The sequence below is a fragment of the Clostridium sp. CM036 genome, assembly GCF_055081135.1.
Genome location: NZ_CM143652.1, coordinates 1,929,060 through 1,955,581 on the forward strand (window position 1 = coordinate 1,929,060; position 26,522 = coordinate 1,955,581).

Annotated in this window: 21 protein-coding genes and 1 pseudogene; 8 read left to right on the forward strand and 14 right to left on the reverse strand. The window is 29.5% G+C overall.

All coding sequences use genetic code 11. The features are described 5' to 3' along the window. Positions 1–3: 3 nt before the first annotated feature. Positions 4–390, reverse strand: a complete 387-nt coding sequence (locus ACWJKE_RS09090; RefSeq protein ID WP_216302754.1) for a hypothetical protein — start codon at positions 388–390, stop codon at positions 4–6. A gap of 321 nt (positions 391–711) precedes the next feature. Between ACWJKE_RS09090 and ACWJKE_RS09095 the strand changes: the two genes are divergently transcribed. After that, the gene (locus ACWJKE_RS09095; protein WP_165411517.1) at positions 712–933 is read left to right on the forward strand and encodes a DUF378 domain-containing protein; all 222 of its coding nucleotides are present in this window, start codon (positions 712–714) and stop codon (positions 931–933) included. A gap of 114 nt (positions 934–1,047) precedes the next feature. Here the strand turns inward: ACWJKE_RS09095 and ACWJKE_RS09100 are convergent, their stop codons facing one another. Beyond that, complete coding sequence (locus ACWJKE_RS09100; RefSeq protein WP_216302753.1) at positions 1,048–1,776, reverse strand: lysophospholipid acyltransferase family protein; 729 nt, start codon at positions 1,774–1,776, stop codon at positions 1,048–1,050. Positions 1,777–1,929: 153 nt separating this feature from the next. On the opposite strand from ACWJKE_RS09100, the gene ACWJKE_RS09105 reads away from it, so the two are divergent. Beyond that, positions 1,930–2,793, forward strand: a complete 864-nt coding sequence (locus tag ACWJKE_RS09105; protein WP_462958738.1) for a ComEC/Rec2 family competence protein — start codon at positions 1,930–1,932, stop codon at positions 2,791–2,793. Positions 2,794–3,019: 226 nt separating this feature from the next. Here ACWJKE_RS09105 and ACWJKE_RS09110 read toward each other — a convergent pair whose 3' ends face one another. After that, positions 3,020–3,847, reverse strand: a complete 828-nt coding sequence (locus ACWJKE_RS09110) for an undecaprenyl-diphosphate phosphatase (protein WP_462958739.1) — start codon at positions 3,845–3,847, stop codon at positions 3,020–3,022. Positions 3,848–4,263: 416 nt separating this feature from the next. Beyond that, positions 4,264–5,841 carry a phosphoenolpyruvate carboxykinase (ATP) gene (gene pckA / locus ACWJKE_RS09115; RefSeq protein ID WP_216302750.1) on the reverse strand — a complete coding sequence of 526 codons (1,578 nt, stop codon included), beginning with the start codon at positions 5,839–5,841 and terminating at the stop codon, positions 4,264–4,266. Between the two features lie 742 nt (positions 5,842–6,583). Here pckA and ACWJKE_RS09120 point away from each other — a divergent pair. Both ACWJKE_RS09120 and ACWJKE_RS09125 read left to right on the forward strand, forming a co-directional pair. Further along, on the forward strand, positions 6,584–7,942 hold the full coding sequence (locus ACWJKE_RS09120; RefSeq protein WP_216302749.1) for a Mur ligase family protein: 1,359 nt from the start codon (positions 6,584–6,586) through the stop codon (positions 7,940–7,942). 32 nt (positions 7,943–7,974) lie between these two features. After that, positions 7,975–8,700, forward strand: coding sequence for a type 1 glutamine amidotransferase (locus ACWJKE_RS09125; protein ID WP_216302748.1), 726 nt, complete (start codon positions 7,975–7,977; stop codon positions 8,698–8,700). A gap of 36 nt (positions 8,701–8,736) precedes the next feature. On the opposite strand, the gene ACWJKE_RS09130 is transcribed toward ACWJKE_RS09125, so the two are convergent. From ACWJKE_RS09130 to ACWJKE_RS09150, 5 genes are all read right to left on the reverse strand, one after another. Next, positions 8,737–10,032: a helix-turn-helix domain-containing protein gene (locus ACWJKE_RS09130; RefSeq protein WP_216302747.1), complete on the reverse strand. Its 1,296-nt coding sequence runs from the start codon at positions 10,030–10,032 to the stop codon at positions 8,737–8,739. 222 nt (positions 10,033–10,254) lie between these two features. Next, positions 10,255–11,553 carry a helix-turn-helix domain-containing protein gene (locus ACWJKE_RS09135; protein ID WP_165411509.1) on the reverse strand — a complete coding sequence of 433 codons (1,299 nt, stop codon included), beginning with the start codon at positions 11,551–11,553 and terminating at the stop codon, positions 10,255–10,257. A 263-nt stretch (positions 11,554–11,816) separates the two neighbouring features. Then, positions 11,817–11,993: a YtxH domain-containing protein gene (locus ACWJKE_RS09140; RefSeq protein ID WP_165411508.1), complete on the reverse strand. Its 177-nt coding sequence runs from the start codon at positions 11,991–11,993 to the stop codon at positions 11,817–11,819. A 179-nt stretch (positions 11,994–12,172) separates the two neighbouring features. Continuing rightward, complete coding sequence (locus ACWJKE_RS09145; RefSeq protein WP_462954305.1) at positions 12,173–14,905, reverse strand: ATP-binding protein; 2,733 nt, start codon at positions 14,903–14,905, stop codon at positions 12,173–12,175. Between the two features lie 23 nt (positions 14,906–14,928). Beyond that, positions 14,929–15,858, reverse strand: coding sequence for a ribonuclease H1 domain-containing protein (locus ACWJKE_RS09150; RefSeq protein WP_220319936.1), 930 nt, complete (start codon positions 15,856–15,858; stop codon positions 14,929–14,931). Positions 15,859–16,274: 416 nt separating this feature from the next. On the opposite strand from ACWJKE_RS09150, the gene ACWJKE_RS09155 reads away from it, so the two are divergent. Further along, a complete protein-coding gene (locus ACWJKE_RS09155) occupies positions 16,275–18,038 on the forward strand; it encodes an ATP-dependent metallopeptidase FtsH/Yme1/Tma family protein (RefSeq protein WP_220286436.1) in 1,764 nt (587 codons plus the stop codon). A gap of 57 nt (positions 18,039–18,095) precedes the next feature. Here the strand turns inward: ACWJKE_RS09155 and ACWJKE_RS09160 are convergent, their stop codons facing one another. The 5 genes from ACWJKE_RS09160 to ACWJKE_RS09180 form a co-directional block, all read right to left on the reverse strand. Beyond that, entirely contained in the window at positions 18,096–19,100 is a 1,005-nt protein-coding gene (locus ACWJKE_RS09160) for a rhomboid family intramembrane serine protease (protein ID WP_462958740.1), read from the reverse strand. 139 nt (positions 19,101–19,239) lie between these two features. Further along, positions 19,240–19,638, reverse strand: a complete 399-nt coding sequence (locus ACWJKE_RS09165; RefSeq protein ID WP_216302742.1) for a DUF6762 family protein — start codon at positions 19,636–19,638, stop codon at positions 19,240–19,242. 15 nt (positions 19,639–19,653) lie between these two features. After that, entirely contained in the window at positions 19,654–20,061 is a 408-nt protein-coding gene (locus ACWJKE_RS09170) for a Fur family transcriptional regulator (protein ID WP_216302741.1), read from the reverse strand. Positions 20,062–20,265: 204 nt separating this feature from the next. Next, positions 20,266–21,726, reverse strand: a complete 1,461-nt coding sequence (locus ACWJKE_RS09175; RefSeq protein WP_462956603.1) for an aminoacyl-histidine dipeptidase — start codon at positions 21,724–21,726, stop codon at positions 20,266–20,268. 17 nt (positions 21,727–21,743) lie between these two features. Beyond that, positions 21,744–22,292 (reverse strand): manganese efflux pump MntP, encoded by a 549-nt coding sequence (locus tag ACWJKE_RS09180; RefSeq protein WP_165411501.1) that lies wholly within the window; start codon positions 22,290–22,292, stop codon positions 21,744–21,746. A 234-nt stretch (positions 22,293–22,526) separates the two neighbouring features. Here ACWJKE_RS09180 and ACWJKE_RS09185 point away from each other — a divergent pair. The 3 genes and pseudogenes from ACWJKE_RS09185 (at position 22,527) to ACWJKE_RS09195 (ending at position 26,493) form a co-directional block, all read left to right on the forward strand. Then, positions 22,527–23,460 (forward strand): annotated as a pseudogene (locus ACWJKE_RS09185) (magnesium transporter CorA family protein). Positions 23,461–24,279: 819 nt separating this feature from the next. Then, the gene (locus ACWJKE_RS09190) at positions 24,280–24,966 is read left to right on the forward strand and encodes a response regulator transcription factor (protein ID WP_220319933.1); all 687 of its coding nucleotides are present in this window, start codon (positions 24,280–24,282) and stop codon (positions 24,964–24,966) included. Between the two features lie 18 nt (positions 24,967–24,984). Continuing rightward, a complete protein-coding gene (locus ACWJKE_RS09195) occupies positions 24,985–26,493 on the forward strand; it encodes a HAMP domain-containing sensor histidine kinase (protein ID WP_220319932.1) in 1,509 nt (502 codons plus the stop codon). Positions 26,494–26,522: the final 29 nt, after the last annotated feature.

Genomic DNA, 26,522 nt, shown 5'->3' on the forward strand with positions numbered 1-26,522 from the left:
TTATTATTTTTTATTATTTTTATTCCTATTAGGTTTAGCCTTGGACCTAATTACTACATCGTCCTTCTTATCTTTTTTAGCATTAATATTTGCAGAACCTATGCTTGTTGAATTTTTTTTAAAAATATTCGAATTTTTTAAAAAACCTGATAAATCCGTAAACCATAAAATCATAATAGCAGATATTCCTGTCATTACATAGTAAGTTGCATGATTTATAATATTAGGCCATATGAGCACAGGAACCACATATATTGCAATAGCTAATAAAAGTACTATCCACTTGTTAATATTTAACTTATCTAGTACATAAGCTTTTAAAACATTATATATTACAAGAACAATAATTGCAAATGCAACAACGCTAAGTATTTGTATTAAGATATTCATATTTTATCCCTCCCTTTTTTATAGATAATGTTAACACTATCTTTCTATAAATAAATGTATACTATACATTATCAAACATATTTTAATATATATCAATAGCTTATGCATTAATTTATCTATTTATATTTGTATTTAAAAAAAGTTTATACCAAAATATCTGTGAGCAGTATTTAATAAGAACTGTACTTAATTATTTAACATATTATTAATAATCCACTATTAAATACATGGTGAAATTAAATATTTTTTTTTAATATAGTAATAATTTTTTAAAAATTGTAAACAATAATACTAAGACTTATGAAAGAGGAGATGTTTACAATGAAAGCATTAGATGGTACTGCACTAGTATTAGTTATCATAGGCGCTATAAATTGGGGACTAATTGGATTTTTCAAATTTGACCTAGTATCAAGCTTATTTGGCACTGGAACAGCATTTACGAGAATTATTTTCGCTCTAGTAGGTTTATGCGGTCTATACTCTTTATCTTTCTTAGGAAGAGACAGAGCTAGCGACAGCGATAGAACTGAGGTTAAATAATTTTCAAATAAATATTTCTATACAATATAAAAGAAGCTGAAGTTTCAAATTCAGCTTCTTTTATATTACTTCAGCTTTAGGGCATTTAAATAAATAACAAGTAACCATATAAATCTATTTTTCCTCACGTTCCTTATTTAAATTATTTTGGATTATATTTTGTACTACCTCTGAAATTTTTACTTTTTCTTCCTTTGACATACCCTCAATATATATAGGTTTATCTATTATAAGCTTAGCATTTGTCTTTTTAATTTTCCCATTATTACCTTCCATCGCTTTATAAGTATCATAAAATGTTATAGGAACAATAGGTACCCCAGCCTTTATTGCTAGCCTCATACTACCTTTTTTAAACTCACCTAAGCTGTTACTTCTACTTCTCGTACCCTCTGGAAAAATAATCATAGAATATCCATTCTTTAAATTTTGAACACCTTCCGAAATTGCCTTCAAAGCTTCTCTTGGATTTTCCCTATCCATAAATACACAATGTATTTGCCTCATCCAATAGCTCATTATTGGTATTTTTTTCATTTCTTTTTTAGCAACTGCACCAGTAAGTCTATTCATATTAGATAATATTACTGGTGTATCAAAATTACTTTGGTGATTTCCCACAAAAACACAAGGCTCATTTGGTATATTTTCTTTTCCTACGACTGTTAAATTTAATCCTGCAACCCTAAGCACAAAATTAGACCACTTCGTAGCTACTTTGAATATATACACATCTGCCTCTTCTCTAGTTTTATGTTTTTTTATGCTATTAAATTTTATCTTCTCAAAGCTTTTACCGATCAAATTGATAATAAAACACAAATAAAAATATATAGTTCTCATATCACTGTTCCTTTCATTTTACGATTGAATTACAACTATAATTATACTAGTTTATAAGACTTATTTCAAATTTGTCCTTGGATATTGATATTTTTTTATATAATTGGATAAAATCATTTATATGCTTCAAATATTTCATAGGAGATTAATCATATGCCAAAGAAAACCTGGTTAAAATATATTTTACTTTGTACCGTCTTAGTTTTTATATCTGTCTGTGTAACTATATGTCATAAATCTACTATAAAAACTAACTTAAATTTAGAAAATAATATGGTTACTCATTTTATTGATGTAGGACAAGGTGATTGTATACTTGTTCAAGTAAATAATAAAAACTTACTAATTGACAGTGGCACCGTTGATTCAACTCAAAAGTTAATTAGATATCTAAAAAAAAATAATGTTAAAAAACTTGACTATGTAGTTGCAACTCATCCCCACGAAGACCACATAGGCGGTATGGCTAAAATAATTAAAACCTTCGATATAGATGAATTCTATGCCCCTAAAGTCATATCTTCCTCGCAGTCATTTGTTGATATGATCAATTCTCTAAGAAATAAAAATCTTAAAATAAAAGTATCCGCCCCTAATATATCTTTAGATTTAGGTCCTAATACAACATGCGTTATGCTATCACCTAATAAAACAAGTTATGAAAATACTAATAATTACTCCTGTACAATAAAGGTATCTTATAAAAATTCAACTTATTTATTTACAGGTGATATAGAGTCCCTAGCTGAGCAGGAACTACTAGACAATGGTTACAATTTAAAATCTCAGGTGCTTAAAGTAGCTCATCATGGCAGTAAGTCATCAACCTCGCAAGAATTTCTAAATAAAGTTTCTCCAAAAATTGCTGTAATAAGTTGTGGAACTTACAACACTTATGGTCATCCAAATAAAGGAACCTTAGCTAAATTGAAAAAGATAAATTCTATTGTCTATAGAACTGATTTAGATAAAAATATTATACTTATAAGCGATGGCACGAACATAAATAAAAAATAAAAAAGTATATATTACTATTAATGCATTCACTTCGCTAAGAACTACTAATTTTGTTTTTAATTAATCTGCTAAAAAACATAAACTCGCTATATCGCTCAAACATATGTTTTTCTTAACGCATCTTAATTAAAAATAAAATAAGAAGTTCTAAAGCTCGCTTCAATGCATTATACGTAATATATACTTTTTTACGCGTAAAAATATTCATTATTTACTTGAATGTCCCTTATAATGAAATAGTACCAATTTTAATTAATAATAGCAAAACTACACCAACAATTATTCTATAAATAGCGAAAACCTTCATAGGTTTTTTCTTTAAATAAGAAACAAATTTTTCAACCACAATTAATGCAACTAAAAAGGCTGTTACAAATCCAATAACCAAAGTTATAATTTCTCCACTACTAAAATTCATTCCGCTTTTAAATAAAGTTAATGCTGTAGCTCCAACCATAGTTGGTATCGCTAAAAAGAAAGAAAATTCAGTTGCAGCAACTGTAGAAACGCCACAAATCCAACCTCCCATTATCGTCGATGCTGATCTTGACATACCTGGCCATAGTGCTAAGCATTGAAAAAAACCTATTTTAAATGATTGCTTAATACTTATTTTCTCTATACTTTCCGTTGTATACTTTTGCCTAAATCTACCTTCTATAATAATCATTAGAACTCCGCCAACTATTAACCCCACGGCTACAGTTCCTGAATTAAAAAGATATTTATCTATTTTATCATTTAGAACAAACCCAAAGACTGCAGCTGGTATAAATGCAACTATAATATTAGTCCAAAACTTAATACCTGAGGGTTTCCCTTGAAAAAACTCCACAACTGATTTCCATATTTTATTCCAATATAAAACTATAATTGCAAGAATAGCTCCTAATTGAATGACTACCTCAAATTGATTTGCAAATGCCCCTTTAAAATTTATAATATCTCCTACAATGATCATATGTCCAGTAGAGGAAATAGGAACAAATTCTGTTACCCCTTCTACTATAGCTATTATTATAGCTTTTAACACCAATATAACGTTTAAATCCATCTAATGTCTGCTCCCTTCTAAGCATAATTTATTATATTCTATTTGTATGTAGATATGTTTATTTTTCTATTAATAAATTGCATGATTTTTATTGAGTTCTCAAATTTATTATCATTATTATCTATAAGTTTATTTAGTCCATACTTTGTTTTAAATTTTGATAAGTTCTCATTTCGAGAATTCAATTAATAAAAATGAATAACTTAAATCCGTTCCAGCTTTAAGATTCTAAATAACTATACCTATTGTTATAATAGCAGAAATTAAAATCCTATAAAAAATACCATTCTTTCATTATTCCTCCTTATTCAAAATACCTATAGATACTCATATATTTAATGAGTATATCATATTTACGCAAAAAATCACATAAAAACCCGTCGGATTATAATGCTTCTAGCCGTCGGGTTTTTATATTATTTATATATAGGTCCAGCTTTTTTTATGTTTTCTGCAACTCCTTTAAATTTGCTAAAGTTCTCAGCAAATTTGAATGCTAATTCTTTAGCTTTTAAAACATAATTTTCTTTATCTCCCCATGTATTTTGTGGATTCAACATTTTTGTTGGAACATTTGGCACCGCCACCGGTATATCTACTTTAAATATTGGATGTTCTTTATACTCAACATCCTTAAGCTTACCTTCAAGAGCAGCTTTTACCATAGCTTTCGTATATGATAGTTTCATTCTTGAACCTACCCCATATTCTCCGCCAATCCAACCTGTATTTACCAAAAACACCTCAGTGTCATATTTGTCTATTCTCTCACCTAAAAGCTTTGCATAAACTGAAGGGTTCATTAGCATAAAAGCTTCTCCAAAGCAAGATGAAAAAGTCGCTTTCGGTTCTGTAATCCCACGCTCTGTACCCGCAAGCTTACTTGTATATCCCGAAATAAAATGATACATTGCAGCTTCTTTTGAAAGTTTTGAAATTGGTGGAAGAACTCCAAAAGCATCTGCTGTTAAAAATATTATAGTGCTTGGTTGTCCACCAATTCCACTTAGTTCTGCATTTTCGATATATTCTATAGGATATGCGCCTCTGGTATTCTCTGTTAAGCTATCATCATCATAGTTAGGCATATTATTATCATCAAGCACGACATTTTCAAGCAATGCACCAAATTTTAATGCTGAGTAAATTTCACTTTCATTATTTTTATCTAATTTTATAGTTTTGGCATAGCATCCACCTTCAAAGTTAAATACTCCTTTATCACACCAACCATGTTCATCATCTCCGATAAGCTTTCTTTCTGGATCTGCCGACAATGTGGTTTTTCCTGTACCTGAAAGGCCAAAGAATACTGCTGTGTCTCCATTTTTACCTATATTGGAAGAACAGTGCATTGGGAATACGCCTTTTCCAGGTAATAAAAAATTCATTATTGAAAAAATTGATTTTTTAATTTCTCCTGCATACTGTGTTCCACCAATTAAAACAATTTTCTTATCAAAATTTATTATAATAAAAGCTTCAGAATTTACTCCATCTTCTGCTCCTTTTGCTTTAAATCCCGGAGCCGCAATTACCGTGAATTCAGCCTTATGATACTCAAGCATTGTTTTATCTGGTCTTCTAAATAATTGATTAGAAAGCAATGCCTCTGATGCAAATTCATTTACTACTCTAATAGGTAGTCTATATTCTTCCATAGCACCAACATAACCATCAAACACAAATATATCTTTATCACTTAAATATTTACACACTTGACTATACAAATTTTCAAAAATCCCCTCTTCAATTGGTAAATTTATATCGCCCCAATTTATTAATTCCTCAACACTTTCTTGTGAAACTATAAATCTATCCTTAGGCGATCTGCCTGTATATTTTCCTGTGTTTACAACCAATGCACCTGATTCTGATAAAGTACCTTCTTCTCTTTGCAGCGCAAAACTTACTAGATCGGATACAGGTAAATTCCTGTATATTTTTTTTGATGTTCTTATATTTAAATAATTCAAGTTTTTTAAACAAACCACAATGTTACCCCCAATTACATAATATCATTATTTCTATATCTAATAATTTTAAAAATAATTAGTATATTTAACCTGCCTATAAAATTAGTTACTATAATAATATAGTACAACATTCCAACAAAAATGCAAGATAAAAATTGAAAAAAATTCCTTCGATGCTTTTTATGCATAAATTCCTTCATTATAGTAATTTATTATTGTTATAGATAACTAAATTTTATTAATATAAAAAAATGTTTTCGGCTTCTGTTACTAACAGTATTTGTTACAGTATGGAACCCCCACTTAAAGAGGTTTGAAACTTTCCTTCTGAAATGTCGTTAAATCTAACGTTTTGTGTGTTATAGTTATATTCTAATAAATGCATAACTAAAAATCCAAATTATTTAATTTTGAGTTACATTAATATGTTAGAGATTTATGCAAATATGTTATAATTATATATTGGCTTAAATATATAATTATTTATTTAACAATGGTGGGGTTGAGGCATTTTCTTAAAAGGATCACCTATAAGAATAATTAACAGAAAAAATGAAATAAGCTATTCATCTTTACTACTGACTTTTTTTATGAATTATACAAATGACTATTGCCCAACGCCTATAAATGGCTATGCTAAGCTAAATTTACTAAGTAGATTAAGTAACCTCTCCAAAGATTCACGTTTTAAAATTAGTGATGAGTTTTTCTATATAAATGTCAATAATAATAACTAAGTGCATAAGTACAATTAAAGGATGTGTTCAACATTAAAATTCAGTCGTTACTCAGTATATTAGTTTCAAAGTCTATTATGAAATTATCAAAATTTTTATTTCAAGGTGGCACAAATTTCCCCGGCAAAATTGCCTTAAAGCTTGATAAAAATATTTTAAAAACAATTGCTAATAATTATGAGGTTATACTCATAACCGGTACAAATGGAAAAACCACAACAACAAGCATGATTTACAGCATCGTAAAAGATAGCAATAAGCAAGTAATTACTAACAATACTGGAGCAAATATGTATACAGGAATAGTTGCGTGTTTTATTTCAAATTATTCTTTTAAAAAGTCTTGCGAGAAAAAAATAGCTGTTATAGAAGTAGATGAAGCCAATGTAAAGTTTGTAACTGAATATATATCTCCGCGTATAATTACTGTTACCAATTTATTCAGAGATCAACTGGACAGATATGGTGAGGTGTATACAACGCTCAAGAAGATACTAGAAGGTGTAGAAAAAGCTCCCACAGCGACACTTCTTCTTAATGGGGACGAATCTTTATTCGGAAACTTAAACCTCAAAAATGATATTGTATACTATGGTTTCGGTACTAAAGTTAATGATAACAACATTGTAGATATCAATGCTGATGCTAAATTTTGCACAATCTGCAAATCTCCTTATGAATATAATTTTATTACCTACAACCATCTAGGGGACTTCTATTGCAGCGGTTGTGGATATAAACGTCCAAAGCTTACATACTCTGTGGATAAAATTGTTGATTTAAACACCAGTGGTTCCACTGTTCATATTAATAATAAAGAGTATTACATAAACCAACCAGGTACTTATAATATTTATAATGCCCTATGTGCATATTCCGTAGCTAAGTTACTTGGCCTTGAAGATACCTCTATAGAGCACTCTCTTAAAACAGTAGCTAGTAGCTTTGGCAGACAAGAAACCCTTAATATTGAAGGCAAAGAGGTTAAAATAATATTAGTTAAAAATCCAGCTGGCTATGATGAAGCAGTAAACACTATTAATCTTGATAAACGGAAAATAAATTTATCGCTTCTGCTAAATGACAATTATGCTGATGGAAAAGATGTTTCATGGATTTGGGATGTTAATTTTGAACGTCTAACTAGCCTTAATATTAACAAAATTATGATATCAGGAATACGTTTGTATGATATGGCCATAAGACTTAAAGTAGCAGGTTTTACCTCAGAATCCTTCCTCTTATGCAAAGACGAAGAGTCCTTACTACATCAAATCAAAGCTTGCGATGGTGAAATAGTTTATATACTAGCTACCTATACTGCCATGATAAATTTAAGAAAATCTTTACACGCTAAAGGATACATAGATAAAATTTGGTAATATAAAAAAATTTAAATTAGAAGGTGAATATTATGGAAATTAACATTTGTCATTTATATCCTGATTTATTGAATGTTTATGGGGATGTAGGAAATATTTTAATATTGAAACATAGAGCTGAACTGCGTGGCATTAAAGTAACCATTGTTAATATATCTATGGGCGATATTTTCAAAGTAGAGGATTATGATATTGTATTTTTTGGTGGAGGACAAGATTATGAGCAGGCCATAGTTTCCCCTGATTTAATAGAATTCAAAAAATCTGCTATAGAAGAATATATACAAAGTGGAAAAGTGTTTTTAGCCATTTGTGGTGGATATCAATTGCTTGGTAAATATTATACTACTCCTGAGGGCGTGCAGCTTGATGGTCTTGGTATTTTAGATATTTACACTGAAGGCGGAGATAAACGTTTCATAGGCAACACAGTTATTCATAATGAAGCTTTTGATGAAACCTACGTAGGCTTTGAAAATCATTCTGGAAGAACCTACATTAACAACTTAAAGCCACTTGGCACAGTTGAAGTTGGCTATGGCAACAACGGAGAAGACGGTTATGAGGGCTGCGTTTACAAAAATACATTCTGTACTTATTTCCATGGCTCCCTTTTATCTAAAAATCCTGAGCTCGCAGACAGAATACTTACACTAGCATTAACTAATAAATATAATGAAGTAGCCTTAACTTCTTTAGATGATAGTTTAGAAATTAAAGCTAAACAATTTATAATAAATAGAGAAACTTCTAAATAAAATAAAAAAAGATGTAGGACTTGGATAATTCCAAACCTACATCTTTTTTTCTAATTGGACCGCTAAACTGAAATACTTTATAGAATCAGCTACATTACCAAGTTTATGATACATACTTCCCATTTCTAAGTAACGCGAATATATATTTTGCTTCGCACCGAATTTCAATAATGAATCTAAAGACAAGTTCATATACATCTCTGCATTAGATGCCTTTCCTTGTCTGTCAAGAATAATAGCTTTATAATAATAGCTTTTTTCAATTAATTTAATATCATCTAAATTAATTGCATAGTTTAACACTTCATCCGAAATAGACTGTGCGAACTCTATTACGTCATTTTTAATAAGCTCTTTAACGATATCTAGCATAAAGCTAACTAGTCCTCTCTTATCGCCCCTAGGATATACGCTTAAACCCTTATTGATATATTCAACTGCTCTATCTTTCATATTACAGTCGAACATTGTGGATCCATAATTAAAAATAGCTATTGCCTTACTAGAATTTTCATCTTTATACAGCTTATACGACTTTTTTTCATATTCTTGGAACTTACCATTGTTCACTCTTATAGATAGCATAGCCAACATATGATATATCTCGGCCGCTTTAAATTCTGTATCCACGTGCTTAAGTAAATCTAATAATCTTATTCCCACATGATAAGCGCGTTCAAAATTTCCAAGCATAATGTTACAGGCAGCCTCACTATAAGTTACCGTTATTATTTTTTTATAATTAGGCGTCTTGCTCGCTTTTAACCCTTTTCTCACATTACAATAATAGCTCGAGGCTTGAAGATAATCTTCTTTTATATATAAGCGTCTTGCCATGTCTATATAGTAAGTTAATTGATTATCCTCTATTGATGTTTTTAGGTGTAAATCATAATATTTTGAAGTAATTAATTGAGTCTTCTCAAAGTCTTTTTTATCTAAGTAAAAATTAAACAACATATGTATTAGTTCAATTGCTAAATCATAGTAATTATATTTTTCAGCAAACTTCAAATTATAAGATACTTTAGCTTCAAATGCATCATCATTGATATCATTTATATCATTTACATGAATGACATTCATGTCATTCTGTTTCAACTCCTTAATGTTTTCCTCAATTTGATCAAACACGTTTTCATTTAAATATTCAAGATCTATGTCCAATTTATTACTAATCAGTTCAAGTACCCAACGTTCCGCCATGACCTTGTTATTTTCTATACAGCTCATTTTAGACACTGAGATCTTGTCATCGCATATTTCTCTCAATGTATATCCTTTGTATATTCTAGTCCTTTTTATTTTTTCTCCCGTTGATAATATTTCCATCCTCATCACCCATCCACAAGTCAAATAACTAATTTATGAAGCTAACCATAAAATAGCTTTACTTAAATCATCTTCTGAAATGTCGTTAAATCATCACCTGCGGTGCTGCAATATCAACGACTTCAGAAGGAGATTTATATTCCCACTAAAGTTTTTTCTTTGTTATAGTCCGTAACCCCCTCTTATAGAAGAGGGAGACTTTCCTTCTGAAATGTCGTTAAACTACTTAATTATTCCTAGTTTTTTAAATAACTCTACACCTTCGTTTAGGTATTTAGCTGCGTCCGTACCTCTACCGCCTTCAATATAGAACTTTCCAATCATTATAGATATCTCAGCGGCTTCCTTTATTTGCCCTTGTTCTTTCACAAAATTTAGTGCTTGTACTAAAGTGTTTTCTGCTTCATTCTTATTGTCTTCTAATAAATCGACCCTATATTTTAATAAATAGTAATGGCATAACTCTTTATAATTTCCATCTTCTATATATTCTATAATACGATCTAAAGCTTCCTTAGCTTCATTTACATACTTAAGCTTAATATAATTTTCACAAATATTTACTAAGGTATCTATTAACTTTAAGTCATTAGTCTTTTGCCTTATTTCCTTAGCTTTATTTAAATGTATAAATGATTCTTCCATGTTTTCAAACTCATAGAATAATCTCCCTAAATTGTTTTCTATATCTGACACATAACTTAAATTGTTAATTTCATAAAAAACTTTTAAAGTAATCTCTGAATATTTTATAGCATTCTTAATATCGCCTTTTTTATTATATTCATGTGCTAATAATAAAAGTGAATTAGCGTATTCTTTCTTATTATCTATTTGCTTAAACTTTTCTTGAGCTAAATATGAATATTCTATAGCCTTTTCTATATTTTCTAATTTGAAATAAGTAAACCCTATGTAATAATATATTTCACCTAATAAAAAATCATTTCCAATCTGGTTATCCGTAAAAACCTTTTCGGCTTGCTTAAAATAACTCGAAGCTGACTGATAACCCCTAAGTTCAAGTGTTATTTTCCCAAGCTTCAGAAAAGTTCCAATTATTTCTTCATAAGAGTTATTTTTGATGAATATAACATTTGAGGAAATAAAAGCCTGTTGAGCTGATGCGACCTCTTCCCTAGCCATATATATATCCCCTCTTAATGATAAATTTCTGGCTTTTCTATATTCCAATTTATATTTTTCAGAATAACATATAGATTTTTCGATATTTTGCTCCGCTTGTATTAAGTCACTATTTAGAATAAGTGCTTCAGCAATATTTTCATAAAATAAACATATTTTCTCAGCTTGAGCCTCTTCCGACTCCATTAGATATTCAACAGATGTATTTAAGGCATTTGCCAAATATTCTAATAAATCCATGCTGGGATTAGACTTCCCCGATTCAACCAAACTAATTTGTCCAGGAGTTATTCTGCTTCCTGCAAGATCCTTTAATGTCATATTGAAATTTTTTCTTTTCCTCTTTATCTTTTCTCCTAAAGACAATATTTCCATAATCACTCTTCCTTTACAACATGGTAATATATATAAAATATTATTAATTTAAACAATCTTAGACAATTTTAATTCAATTATAACATAGTTTACCTATAAAATTAAAATTTTATGAACAATTCTTTGATTCTCATTAATAAAATTAAAAATTGTAAACTATACATTTATTTGTATATTTTGGAATTTTAATTCGTAATGATGATCTCAATTAAAAACTCCAAACTATATATTTATTAATATAGTTTGGAGTTTTCTAATTATGTTTATAAAATATAATCCTTCACGTTATCATACATATCTCCTGCCATATTCATTACCACTTTACCAGCTTTTTTAGCTCTTCTTTTTGTGCTCCTGTCCATATTAGGAATTAGCATTACACCTGCTGCTACTCCAATTATTGCCCCTGCTGTAATTGTTGATATAAATTTATTATGCATAAGTTACACATCCTTTCCTTCTTTAGTTTATTTACTCTTTATAGGATGTGCATTTTTCAAATAATTAATCTCTTTTTTTTAAACTTTATCTTTATATCTGACATTAAAAAAGCTAATAATTCACAAATATTAATGTCATAACTTAAAGTTTTTATAAATTTTCATAAAGTATAACGACATTACGAATAAATATCTGACAGTTCAACTTGTATACTTTCGTTTTTACTTCTCACATTGCTACTATATATCATATTTTCATGAAGTACCTTTTTTGAAGGAAGCACAACTGTAAACTTACTTCCTTTCCCAAATTTACTTTCAACATATATATTACCACCATGTAATCCTACAATCGACTTAACCAAACTTAAGCCAATGCCTGTACCTTCTGCATTTCTTGATAGAGATTTATCTACCTGCTTAAATCTATCAAATATCATATCCAAGTGCTCTTCTTCAATACCAATGCCATTATCCCTCACTGATATTTCTACATACTCGTTCATATCCTTAATGTCCACAAATATTTCATCACCTTCATCTGAAAATTTTATCGCATTTGATATAAGATTCAATGCAATTCTTTCTACCTTTTCTGTATCACAAGCAATAATTTTTTCTTCTATATCCGTATCGAAAATAATATTTAATCCTTTACTTTCAGTTAGTGCAGTTACAGACATAACTATTTCTTCTACAACTTCAACTATATTGTTATTTGATAGATTTAGTTTAAAGAATCCTGCTTCAATTTTTGATAAATCAACTATGTTATTAATAATTTTAGATAATCTATAGGAATTTTGCTTAATTGATTCAATGTATTTAATAATTGAATCCTTTTTCTCGTCCAGGGACCCACTATTGCAATACATATTAAATAACTGAGCTGTTGCAAATATAACATTTAGAGGTGTTTTAAGCTCATGTGATATGTTAACAAGAAATTCTCCCTGTAATTTCAATGCTTTTTCCATGATCATATTAGATTTTATTTCATTAGTAACATCTATTATTAAAATTAATATTTCTCTGACCTCTCCATTTAATTCAATCATGGGTTCAAAAATAATATTCCAATATACTTCGTTCCCATTTATTAAAAGATTTTTTTTATTCAAATACTTAATTTTCTTTTCTTTTAACACTTCACCAATACACTGGTAATATTCTCTTGTCTCTAATGTTTTAAATAACCCTTCAATCCCATTATTTTTTATTTGCTCCATTGATTTAACGGTAGGTCTGAGCAACTTAATTATACTAAATGCCTTTTTATTAATATCCACAATCTTTAAATCAGGACATGATAATCTGACAAGAGGTAAATCAAAAGTATTTACCATTCTGTTCAAAAATTCATATCGGCTTCTTATAGCTTCTTCATGCTTTAAATAGGTTGTCATATCTTTGCTGCAAATCACACCTAAAGTAAATTTCCCTTCGAGGTCATATATAGGCGTTCCACTAACATCTAATTGTAATGTTTTATAAGGAGACTTTACTATAAGTCTCATGTTTTTAAATTTTTCACCCCTCATAACTCTATGAGATGGAATATTTTCAGTCTCAATTTTTTCTCCAAAAGCATCATAAAACTCAGATGTTTTATACCCATCAACTATATTTTCCATGCAATTATAAGATTGGAAAAACATTTCCCTCGATGCTTTGTTAATTAATACATATCGTTCTTTATTGTCAAAAATAGCAATAGAATCAGATATATTTTCTATGATAGCTTCTAATTCCTTTTTCTGTTCTTCAATTTTTCTAGATTGTTTAATTGTTTCAGTAATATCATGAAAGCATGATACTATCATAGTTAACTCTCCACTCGCATTATAAATTGGAATTGAACTAATTTCAGCAAAATACTCTTTATTAGGATGGCATACGAATATCTTAATATTTTTTATTCTTTCGCCTCTTAATGCTCTAACTGAAGGAAAATTTTCAAATGGTATCTCCTTGCCTTTCATATCAAATGCTTTAGTGTTTTTATAAGCATCGCCTAGGGTAATTCCTATGTCTGATTGACAAACTAACCTCTTCGCTTCTGCATTCACCATTATAACTTCACCTTTATTATCTGCAAACATTACTCCCTCAGATAAATTTTCAATTACGCTAATTAACTGTATATTCTGTTGTTCTAATTGTTCTAACTTCTCCTTTTGCTGTTCTAATATCTTGTTTTGTCGTTTTATACTTTTATTTTTTAAAACCCTTTCAGTAATATCATTAGCGGTTACAAATCTGTATTTCATCTTTCTGTTTTCATATATAGGCATTTGCGTAGATTCCCAATAAGTTGTACCTCGTGCAAACTCATCAAATCTGACTTCATTTATATATCTGGTCTTTTGCGAAACAAGAACATTATTCCAAATAGCTTCAACTTGACTTCCTGCAAACCCTGTTAGAATTTCCTTAATAGATCTACCTATACTATTTTCTTCTTTATTAAAAGGTGAATCTAAAAGATTAAGATACGTCTGATTTGCTCTAAGCAGTATTAAATCGGGCAAACTGTAAACAGCTGCGCCCGATATCTCATCTACAAATATTTGTTCTACAAAAATGAGTTTTTCATCAAGTCTAGAATTTAATTCCTCAACAAAAGTATATTTTTTTATATTTGCCTCGGTATCATGAAAAAGAGATATATTTACTTCTCTTGCACTGAGGGATTTTGTGAATATATATCCCGAGTACTCACTGATTATACTATCAAGAAATATTTGTGAATTGATTTTAAGCATTTCCCCTATTTCTATAAGTGATTTACCTAACAATTCATCCAATGAATATCCTGTAAAATCAAGAAACCCTTGATTAACCTCTGTTAAAATACTCCCACTACAATAGAAATATGGTTCTATTATTCTGCTATTAAAAATATTTCCCAATGTATTCCTCCCCCATATTCATATTATATTTGTGTTTTTTTAATTTTATCTAATAAATAAGTAATAAAATTTGTTTTATCGGAACTACTTAGATTATCTATTACCGACCTTACATCTTCTGGATTTAAGATATATTCACTAAGAATATTGCTAAACCCATCTACCTTAATTTCTTCTTTACTTTTCTCATCATTAGAATTTATAACAATTATGTTCGACTCTCCATTGCTCGCTATTTTTAGAATTTCTTGTTTTACAACGTCACTTGCTACATTTATAATATTTTTAAGTAACCATTTTTCTACAACTTTATCTGATTTTATACCTAACCTTTCTTTGCATTTTTCATCAACAAGCTCATTAAATAAATCTCCCGTGTGACTATCCACCTTAACAAATATAACTTCTATTCCACTACTCATTAATTCTTGCATTTTCTCATAATATTTTTTTGATGATTCTTCTTTTCTATCCCAAAATCCTGTAGCATGGTAACAAATCCCTACATAATCATGAAATATTACTACTTTCTTTTCACCTTTGTTCTGAGCATACTGCACACCTTTTAATGCACCTTCTAGTTCTCCTGCTATTTGTCTTATATTTTTTGCTGTATCGCTTTTCCCTGCACCGCTCTCTATATGTATAACTACATCATTCCGCGTAGCTACCATTCCATAACTATACTCCTCCGTGGCAGAATTGTAGCTGCCATCAACATAAATATGAAGGCAATTTTCCGGATAATTATTATCTATTTTTTTTAATACATCTCCTACCCCACTTAAGAACTTTTTAGCTTCATTTATATCCTCAAAACTCTTATATTTAGCACCTTTTACACCTTTTACATATTTTAAGCACTCTGCCCAAGTGCCAACTATTTTATTCACTATTTTTTTATTAGTACTAAAATTAAATCCTTCCTTTATTGCATAAACTTTCTTTCCCATTTTATCTGTTCTCCTTTTTTAAATCTATCCTAGTGTTAAACCTTAAATAAAGTATACAACAAATAATGAATTTATCAATTATAATTTTTACATTATTTACATTTCCAAATTCTATTAGGTTCAATGGACAAGGCCTCATAAAAATATTATAATAGCCATTATAAGTTGATATTTCTTCAATACAATTTTGTATAACATTTGAAATTCACAAACTACTATAACAGATATATTAGTATACCATTTAAATATTAGAAACAAGGAAAAAAATATTAGGCACATTCAAATAAATGTACTAGCCCAGTATAGGCCCCTATACTGACTTATTGTTTATTTGAATGTGCCTTACTCGAAAGGATGGTGAATGAGGCGATTCCACGGCTGATTTAAACAGCATAGTGGTTTCTCGCTTCTATCATATGATTAAACTTAAGAACAAATATATTTTACTTCCTGTTATCACCGCAATTTGCTCGTTAGTATTACTTGTTTTTGTGAGTAATCCCTTTAAACCACCTACAAATAAACAATATACCGATTTTCTTAAAGATGCCTCGTTAAGGACTGTCTCAACTGTATACGTAACAACCGCTCCTAAAATTCAAGTTAAACTTAAAGATGGCACTGTTTATGAAACTGATAATCCAAGAACTAATAATTTCAAAGAAGGTTTATTAAAGAATGGTATAGATGTTTCTGAGCAAACTCTAACAAATCCTGCTGAAATAGCATCAATTGCAGGATTTGTGCTTTCACTTATAGCACTTGGAATTATGTCCTTCAAACATACAAAGATAAAATCTAAAAGTATGTTCTCATCTACGAATCTTGATGTTACCGCAGTAAAGGATATAGGTTTTAACTTTGATAGTTTAGCAGGTAATGATGAGGCTAAAGATAGTGTACAGGATGTAGTGGATTTCCTTAAAAACCCTGAAAAATATTCCGCATATGGTGCTAGAATGCCAAAAGGAGTAATTTTATATGGAGACCCTGGAACTGGTAAAACCTTACTTGCAAAAGCCGTAGCAGGAGAAGCAAACGTTCCATTTTATGCGGTATCCGGTTCTGATTTCGTTCAGATATATGTAGGGGTTGGAGCTGGGAGAATTAGAAGCTTATTCAAGAAAGCAAGAAGTCATGGCAGAGCAGTTATCTTTATTGATGAAATCGACGCTATTGGTAAAAAAAGGGATAACGGACGCGGCGGGGGCTCTGACGAAAAAGATCAAACACTTAACGCTCTTTTAACTGAGATGTCTGGTTTTAATGAAACAGAGGGCATAATTATAATTGCAGCAACCAACAGGCTTGATATGTTAGATGAAGCTCTACTAAGACCTGGACGTTTTGATAGGCATATTGAAGTTACTTTGCCTGATGTATCTGCCAGAGAGAAAATCTTAAAACTTCACCTTAAAAATAAACCTATTAAAGATATAGATTATAGTGAATGGGCACATAAAACTTCATCTTTTTCAGGTGCAAAGCTAGAGAACTTAACTAATGAAGCTGCTATTATTGCATGCAAAGACAATTCTGTGTTTATTGGAAATGAACATTTAGATAAAGCTTATTCAATAATGCTAGCTGGTTATGAAAAAGTTGATAGGGATTACATTAAAGACAAGGATAGAAAAATTACCGCTTTCCATGAAGCAGGACATGCTTTTGTTTCACTTAAGATGTTACCTAAGGATAAAGTCTCTAAAGTAACTATAATTCCAACTACCAAAGGTGCAGGCGGCTATACTTTAAGTATTCCTGAAGACACGCTATACCAGAACAAGGAACATTTAAAGAAAAAAATAATGGTACTTTTAGGTGGTAGGGCTGCTGAAGAAATTATCTTTGGATCAGACCATGTAACCACAGGTGCTTATAATGATTTACAAAGGAGTACACAGCTTGTAACAAATATGATAACAGAATATGGTATGGGTGAATCTTTAGGACTACTTACTATGAACCAATTAAAAGACTCAGGCTTTACGAATCAAGAAGCAGTACTTTCAGAATGTAAAAATTTAATCTCAGAACTATATGAAGATGTTAAAAATATCCTATTAGGTGATAAAGAAACTTTAGAGGCTATGACTGCTTTATTAATTGAGAAGGAAACTATAGATCATGAGGATTTAATTAATATTATCAGAGATAGACATAATAATGGAGTTGCCTAAAGTTTTTAAGACCCTCGAAGTTAAATCTTCGGGGGTCTGTTTATTTAATGGTGACTATTAGATTTCCGCTCTAAAACTAATTAAAAATGATGTAATTATGCCACCAATTAGTCCACCTATATGACCAAAATTATCAATGTTTGGTAGAGTAACTCCTATAAATATATTTATAAATATAACCGATAAAATACTTCTTATAAAATCATTTCCAGTTTTTCCTTTAGACTTAATTGCGAAAATAAGCACTGCCCCGAGTAGTCCAAAGATTGCACCAGAGGCACCAATAGAAACACTTGTTGAAAAGATATAACTAAGCATTGATGCACATATTCCAGAAACAAAATAAATAGCAATATACTTTATCTTTCCATAAACCCTCTCAACCATTGCCCCAATGGCATAAAGTGAATACATATTGACCCCTAAATGCACAAGTCCGCCATGTAAAAACATACAAGAAATGAGTCTAAAATACTGGCCTCGTGCAATTAGCCCATTAACTTTCGCACCTAGTAAAATTAGAATTTTGATGTCACTATTAAATATGCTACCTTTCGCATAAACATAACTCAAATAAGCTGTAACTATATACATCATTACATTTATAGCTATAATTATCATAGTAACCCAAGGTCTATCTCTTGCACTTGTTTTTTCACTATCACTATGTAAATTTGTATTATTCATTACGGAAGCTAAATCTTGAACCACTTGTGAATTTACATTTCCAGAATAATTCACTTTTTTCTCCAAAACATTCACTCTAATTAAGGATTTCTCTAATAAATTATTTATTGCAATCTCTTTTGAAACTTCTTCCTTATTGATTTCATCATTAGAAAATAGTATATATATATTGTTTTTGTCATCTGGAATGTCATATTGTATTAATTGATGCAGGCTAAGCGACATCATAAATATTAACCGATACGACTCTCCACCTATAACTTTGCTCACTGTCCACATATTCAAATTGTTATTCTTACTTATTATTTCCTCTAAAAAATATCCATTTTGCTGAGTAAAACCAGTTATAATGGCTTTTATATTTTTTTCTTTCATATTTTTCTCCTACTCAAATTTATATTTTTTATATTATTGACTGCACCGCAATGTTATTGCATTTCAACAAATCTATTTCATAAAATTTAATAGGTTCCCTAGTTTATTTTTCATATAGCATCTTCTACGTATACAATCTCTATTTGTACTCTTCTTCTTTTTCTTTAATTTTAATAAAAACTTCTTTAAGTTCTTGCTTTATTAATTCACAAATTTTGATTAAATCTTCCCTAACAATCATATGCTCGTCAGAATATTTGAACTTAACTAACCAAGTTGGGTTATACTCATCATCTACTGCTTCAATAGAATAACCTTTAGACCTAAAAATTTCTTCATTAAAGCAATCATAAATTGCTGTAAATTGCCACTCTTCCACATCATCATGAGTATCAAACGTCAAGTTGATCAGTTCTCCAGAATAATTTAATTTTGTAACAAATTCTGCCCCTTCAGAAGTTTCATAACTTCCAAGCTCTTTAACAAATTGATTAGTTTCTTTATCTACTTCCATTAATACCAATGAAGAAAATTGCATAAATCTCATCCTCTCTTATTTTTTACATTCTTTACATATGCCTTTTAAATAAACATGGCTTTCTGTAAGAGTTATTCCTGTCTTTGCTTTTATTTGTTCTTCTATTTGGGGTATTGGACAATCTATGACCATTTTCTTATGACATAAATCGCACTCAATTACATGGTTGTGGGAATTGTTATTTATAGTGTAATTATACATATTATTCCCCAAATCAAACTTATTTAAAATCTTTTTACCCTCTAGCAAATCTAGGGTTCTATATACCGTGGACAAATCTATTTTTATATTCTCTTTTTTAAGTAGAGCATATATTAGGTTTGCATTTATAGCATCTTTACTGCAAATTATAATTTCTAATATGCTTTTTCTTGCATTAGTTACTTTAATATTATTCTCTTTTAAATATGAAATTATATTCATCTATATACATCACCTTACTACATTATTATAACAATTATAATATACCTCAATATGGTCATGAATACAAGCAATGCTTATAAAAAGGCTTCTACAAAAGTAGGAGCCTTTTTATAAGCCATTAAAATAGCTTTATCTACTAAAGTAGCTTTATCTACTAAAGTAGCTTTATCTACTAAAGTAGCTTTATCTATTTCATGTACCTGATCATTTTATTTCTTTTAATATTGCTACTAAGTAATCCCATGTCCTCTCTGTTGATGAAATACTTAGGTGTTCACTCGGTGTGTGTACATCATACATATTTGGTCCAAAAGATATTTGATCAATATCTCCTTCAAACTTTTCACTAAATAATCCGCACTCGAGGCCTGCATGAATAGCTGCTATTTCAGGCATTTTACCATATAAATCAGTATATGCTTTCTCTAGTATACTCCTTATTTTAGAATCTGGATTGTATTGCCACTCTGGATATTCAGATTCAAATTCAATAGTTGCTCCTGCCATTTCTGCAAGCACTATAGTTTCATCGCATATTGCTTTCTTTAAAGTCTTTACAGAACTTCTTATTGCAGAGTCAAATACTATATTTTCATCACTCGTCGTAAGAATCCCTATATTTGCTGAACTTTGCACTAATCCATCAATCGCCATACTCATACTTTTAACTCCATTTGGAATTAAGAAAAGTATTTGAAGTGCTTTTGTAGCGGTGTCATCTGAAAAAATCTTATTTACTTTATTTTCTAATATTTTAATAGTTAAATCAACATCTGGATCAATAGTATTTAATTCATTTTTCAATGTAGAATTCCACTGTGATATTTTTTCATTAACTATTTTTTTATCATTTTCTCTAAACAATATAATAGCATCAGCATCACGAGGAATTGCGTTATTTTTAGCTCCTCCATTTATAGAGTTTATTTTAAAATCTATAACTGATCTTAAATCCATTAAAAAACGTCCCATAATTTTGTTAGCGTTTCCTCTTTCTTTGTTTATTTCCATTCCAGAATGGCCGCCTCTTAATCCTCTTAGTCTTATTTCACAGCTTATAAAGTTTTTATCTGCTTCTTCCCAAATTATTGGAAGCCTTATTTTTTCACGCACTCCCCCTGCACAACTTACTAAAAGTTTTCCTTCTTCTTCTGAATCTATATTTATTAATATTCTTCCATCTAAATTCTTAGGATCTATTGCCTGAGCTCCGCCCATACCCGTTTCTTCCTCTGTAGTTACTAATAACTCTATTGGTGGATGCGGTATATCATTAGACGCAAGTACTGCAAGACTTAATGCTACTGCGATTCCATCGTCCGCGCCTAGTGTAGTCCCATTTGCCCTTAAAAAATCATCCTCTACAATAAACTCAATAGGGTCTCTTAAAAAATCATGCTTTATCCCTATGTTTTTTTCACAGACCATGTCCATATGACCTTGAAGTATTACCTTTGGAGCATTAGCTCGACCTTGAGTACCAGGCTTTTTAATTATAATGTTTAATGCGGTGTCTTGGATAACTTTCAAATTATGTTCTTTTGCAAAGGTTACTAACCAATCACTTACAGCTTTCTCATTGCCGGAACCTCTTGGGATCTCGTTCATCTCTTTAAAATATTTAAATGCCTTAAATGAATTTAAATCCTTTAATTTGTTTAACATTTATATCATCCTCCCTTTCAAAAAAACATCATTTTTAGACCGAAAATTATTAAGATTATTCCTCCAATGTAGTCTGCATATTTTCCTACAATTTCTATTTTTTTTAGGTATCTAGAAATTACAAAGGCCATTATTGACATTACTAGAGTTATTCCCCCAATGAATAGTGTATTTTTTAATAATATAGCATTTGTTATATTATTTAATACCGTAAATCCTACCACCATTGCATCTATACTTACGGATATCCCTAAAACAAAATACATTTTAGGTTTAAGCAGTGGACACTTCCCTTGATTTTCAAAGCCTTCCTTAATCATAATCACTCCAACGAAAGATATAATCATACCACCAATTATGGTAGGCATTGAAGCTACATATGTATTGAAAAGGAAGCCTGCATAAGCTCCTATATATGATAATAAAAATTGAAATAGTCCAAAAGAAATTGTAAAACCTACCTTATTTATAAATCTAGTTTGATTGTTTAATCCTATACATAAAGCTACTCCAAAAGCATCTAAAGATAATGCTAAAGCAATTGTAAATAATGGGTACATATCCATGAATTTTTACGCCCCCCAATAATACTCCACAATATATTTAGTCTGTTTTCTTTATTATTATTCCATTTTTTTAAATTTATGTGAAAAACTTTACATATACTATTATCAATTATTCGAGCTTCCTTGTCAACTGTGGTTTAGTATTCGAATTGCTATGGTTAAAATAATTATGAGTTGTCTATCCTGCCTTTTATAGACTATAATATAAAGGGAATTACACTAGGAGGTGTTGCAATGATTTCAATATATAGTAGTGTAGAAAACAACCAGCTAGCAAAGCTAGAAAATATAGAGCCAGGTTGTTGGATTAACATGATTGATCCATCAGATGAAGAATTAATATTAATTTCAAAAACACTAATGTTCCTATGGATTTTTTAAGGGCTGCTTTGGATGAAAAAGAAACCTCCCGTATTGACATAGAAGATTGTACATTAATTATATTGGATATTCCCTTTACAGCTATGGATGATAACTCTTTACCTATGACACTTACCCTATAGCTATGATTCATACTGACAAAGTAATAATTACAGTTTGTTTGATAAACAGTAAAGTATTGTCAGATTTCGCCGAAGGGAAAATCAGCTCCTTTTATACCTTTAAGCGTTCAAGGTTTATGCTACAAATCTTATATAGAATTGCCAACTATTATCTAATATACTTAAGACAAATTGATAAAAAAAGCTACATAGTAGAAAAACAACTTCACAAGACCTTAAGAAATAAAGAACTTATTCAATTATTGGCACTCGAAAAATCTCTTGTGTATTTTTCCACTTCCTTAAAGGGAAATGAAATTACCTTAGAGAAAATGCTTAAATTAGACATTCTTCAAAAATACGAAGAAGATAAAGACGTATTAGATGATGTCATTATTGAAAATAGACAGGCTATAGAGATGTGTACTATTTACAGTAATATTTTAAATGGTACTATGGATGCCTATGCCTCTGTTATATCAAATAAACTTAATATAGTAATGAAATTTCTTGCTGCTATTACTATAGTTATGGCTATACCTAATATGATATCTGGGCTATTTGGAATGAACCTATCTGGAATACCGTTTTCCGCTAATGCTGTGGGTTTTTGGTATGTGGTTGCATTAATTGGACTTATCGTAATATTTGTTATATATTTCTTGAATAAGAAGGACATGTTTTAAACAATTGAAATGGAATATAGCTTGAGTAGCTACATTATAATAATAAAAAAATAATCTTTAATAGGATAAAGCCTCATACTAGATTTATAGTATGAGGCTTTTATAACAAATAAGAATCATATCGTCTTATTTACTCTTTACTTTGTTTCATTAGTTTATTTGTTACTACTCCACTTGAGTTATATATTTACACCTTGTATTTCAACTTATCTATATATATTATAAACAACCATATAATCATTGATATTAAGCCATCTATGAGGTGTAAAATATTATTTTTGATTAAATATTAAGTAATTGTATCTAATTATCTTTTATAGAGCGGTGGCAAAAGGGTGGCATACGATAAATTTGCTACCCTTTTTATAACCCTTATATTTTCTAATCACACCATAAACATTTCTCTATTGTTCAATTATGTTCCTTTAGCTGGTATTCAATAGAATATTCATTACACATTTAACGGTTCCAATTTTGACCTGTACAACCTTCGACCTTCAGATTCGAAAGAAGCAGTTCTTATTAAGTTTAAAATATCGTCAATCCTTTATACCTAGCCATTTTGCTTTTTAACTAAGTTTAAGTAATACCTATTTAATTCAACCTATAAGGGGCAAAATTAATATACTACTTTTGTTTCTATCAATAACTATATATTGACTACCGATTTGCCCTTTATACAACTCTCAATTCAGCATTTATTTTAATATACAAATTTGTTATTGAACTTTGTACAGTATTTGGCTCGATATTTTGAGATATATGTTATAAATTTGTAACAACTGTATTGTATACTTATTGAAGTAAGGGGGCCATGCTATGAATAATAATATACTTATAATTGAGGACGATGAATGTATAAGCGAAATTTTGACATATTCATTTAAAGAAGAAGGGTTTAAAGTTTTTGAAGCTGCAACGGGTATAGAAGGATTAAAAATCTTAAAAAATCAATATATAGAACTAATTATACTGGATTTAATGTTACCTGATATAAGTGGTTTTGAAATATGTAAGAAAGTATCGGTAGAATATAAAATCCCTATAATAATGCTTACGGCAAAAAATGATATTATGGACAAAGTAGTAGGCTTAGAACTTGGAGCAGACGATTATATTACCAAGCCTTTTGACATAAGAGAAGTAGTTGCAAGAGCAAAAGTTAGTATAAGAAGGATAGAACAATTTAAAAACATTAAGGATAAAGAAAATATTATAAAATTAGAAAAAAACATAACAATATTTAAAGATAATTATGAAGTATTTAAGGGAGATAAATTAGTGAATCTTACAGCAAAAGAGTATGAATTGCTATATAAACTTGCAGAGAATAGGGGAAAAGTATTTTCACGCGATAAACTTTTAGAAACTATATGGGGGTTTGATTTTGAAGGTGAAAGCAGAACTGTAGATGTTCATATTCAAAGGTTAAGAAAAAAATTATCTAGTGATAAAAATAACTCTGTTATAAAAACTGTATTTGGAGTAGGGTATAAAATTATGTAGGAAGGGGATATATTTTTCATGAAAATGTCTATAAAGCGTAAATTTATCATTGGTTTTTTAGTTATATTTTATATAGGGTATAACACAATGAGCTTTTTCATGAATAAGCTTATTGTAGAAAACAATGAAGAGATAATAAGTAAGGAATTAGTAACCTTTGAAAAGGATTTGAACACATATTTAAGACAGTATTTTGAATTGAAAAATAAGGATATGTATTCTAATAATTTTAATAATTCTAGCAATGGTATAGCTTCAGATTTGTCTATAAAGGTTGGAAATAGAATAATGATTTACTCATACGAAGGAAAATTTTTAGTTGATTCTGCAAATGCAAATGGAAAAGTACTAAATTATGAAGATAGTGATAATAAAAATAATTATAGTGATGAAGATTTAAAACTATCTATTAATAACAAGTCTGCATTTACAATAGTACCCGTTAAAGATAAATATTTAGTTGTTTTTTCATGTCCTATTATAAACAACAAAAAAAGTATAGGAATTGTTAGATCTGTTATGGATTATTCAGAAATATTTAGTTCTAGTAAAAATTTGTTAAAGCTAACCAATACCTTTGTATTATTAGTTTTCGGAGTGATTTTCTTATTTGTAGTATTGTTAGCTACAAAAATAACTATACCAATATTGAAATTGAGCAAGTTTACAAAAGAGGTTTCAAAAGGCAATTTTGAAGAGGATATAAATATTAATTCTAAGGATGAGATAGAGGAACTATCCTTAAATTTTAATAAAATGAAAAACAAGATAAAAAATCAAATAGAAACTATAGAAAATGACAGAGATGATTTAAGAAAGATTGCAGGCCATAGGAAAGTTTTTTTTGATAATATAACTCATGAAATGAAAACTCCTTTGACTATAATATCTGGATATTGTCAAATACTTCTTAAGCAAGACTTTAAGGACAAAGAATTCGCTAGAAAAAGTATGAACAAGATAAATGATGAAAGTGAAAGAATGCATAGCATGGTAATTGAACTATTGGAAATCTCAAAGGTTGAATCAAACATGATCTCAAATATAGAAGAAGAAGTTAACGTATCACAAATTTTAGGTGCAGCATGTAATGATATGAAAATAAGAGCAAATAAATATGAGATACATATAGAAAAAGTTATAGATAAAGAGGTTATTGTATTAGGTAATCCAAACGAGATTAGAAGGGTAATTATAAATATAATAGATAATTCTATTAAGTATGGCAATGTTAACTCTACTATAAATGTGAAGTTATCCAAGGAAAATGGTAACTGTAATATAATTATTAAAGATAAAGGACAAGGAATACCTTCTAATAAGTTAGAAATGATATTTGAACCTTTTTATAGGGTGAATAAACAAACTTCAAGAGAAGCAGGAAGTTCTGGATTAGGACTATCTATAGTAAAAAAAATTATAGATAAACATAATGGAAGTATAAAAATAATTAGTGAAGAGAGAAAAGGCACTGAAGTACATATAGTAATTCCTCTAAAAGTTTACAACATTGTAACATCGTGTTAACTCAATGTCACAACTTTTGTTTATAATTA

Coding starts and splice junctions, on each gene's coding strand:
- ACWJKE_RS09090 (WP_216302754.1), bottom strand. CDS start 390: ATGAATATCTTAATACAAATACTTAGCGTTGTTGCATTTGCAATTATT.
- ACWJKE_RS09095 (WP_165411517.1), top strand. CDS start 712: ATGAAAGCATTAGATGGTACTGCACTAGTATTAGTTATCATAGGCGCT.
- ACWJKE_RS09100 (WP_216302753.1), bottom strand. CDS start 1,776: ATGAGAACTATATATTTTTATTTGTGTTTTATTATCAATTTGATCGGT.
- ACWJKE_RS09105 (WP_462958738.1), top strand. CDS start 1,930: ATGCCAAAGAAAACCTGGTTAAAATATATTTTACTTTGTACCGTCTTA.
- ACWJKE_RS09110 (WP_462958739.1), bottom strand. CDS start 3,847: ATGGATTTAAACGTTATATTGGTGTTAAAAGCTATAATAATAGCTATA.
- ACWJKE_RS09125 (WP_216302748.1), top strand. CDS start 7,975: ATGGAAATTAACATTTGTCATTTATATCCTGATTTATTGAATGTTTAT.
- ACWJKE_RS09130 (WP_216302747.1), bottom strand. CDS start 10,032: ATGGAAATATTATCAACGGGAGAAAAAATAAAAAGGACTAGAATATAC.
- ACWJKE_RS09135 (WP_165411509.1), bottom strand. CDS start 11,553: ATGGAAATATTGTCTTTAGGAGAAAAGATAAAGAGGAAAAGAAAAAAT.
- ACWJKE_RS09140 (WP_165411508.1), bottom strand. CDS start 11,993: ATGCATAATAAATTTATATCAACAATTACAGCAGGGGCAATAATTGGA.
- ACWJKE_RS09150 (WP_220319936.1), bottom strand. CDS start 15,858: ATGGGAAAGAAAGTTTATGCAATAAAGGAAGGATTTAATTTTAGTACT.
- ACWJKE_RS09155 (WP_220286436.1), top strand. CDS start 16,275: ATGATTAAACTTAAGAACAAATATATTTTACTTCCTGTTATCACCGCA.
- ACWJKE_RS09160 (WP_462958740.1), bottom strand. CDS start 19,100: ATGAAAGAAAAAAATATAAAAGCCATTATAACTGGTTTTACTCAGCAA.
- ACWJKE_RS09165 (WP_216302742.1), bottom strand. CDS start 19,638: ATGCAATTTTCTTCATTGGTATTAATGGAAGTAGATAAAGAAACTAAT.
- ACWJKE_RS09170 (WP_216302741.1), bottom strand. CDS start 20,061: ATGAATATAATTTCATATTTAAAAGAGAATAATATTAAAGTAACTAAT.
- ACWJKE_RS09175 (WP_462956603.1), bottom strand. CDS start 21,726: ATGTTAAACAAATTAAAGGATTTAAATTCATTTAAGGCATTTAAATAT.
- ACWJKE_RS09180 (WP_165411501.1), bottom strand. CDS start 22,292: ATGGATATGTACCCATTATTTACAATTGCTTTAGCATTATCTTTAGAT.
- ACWJKE_RS09190 (WP_220319933.1), top strand. CDS start 24,280: ATGAATAATAATATACTTATAATTGAGGACGATGAATGTATAAGCGAA.
- ACWJKE_RS09195 (WP_220319932.1), top strand. CDS start 24,985: ATGAAAATGTCTATAAAGCGTAAATTTATCATTGGTTTTTTAGTTATA.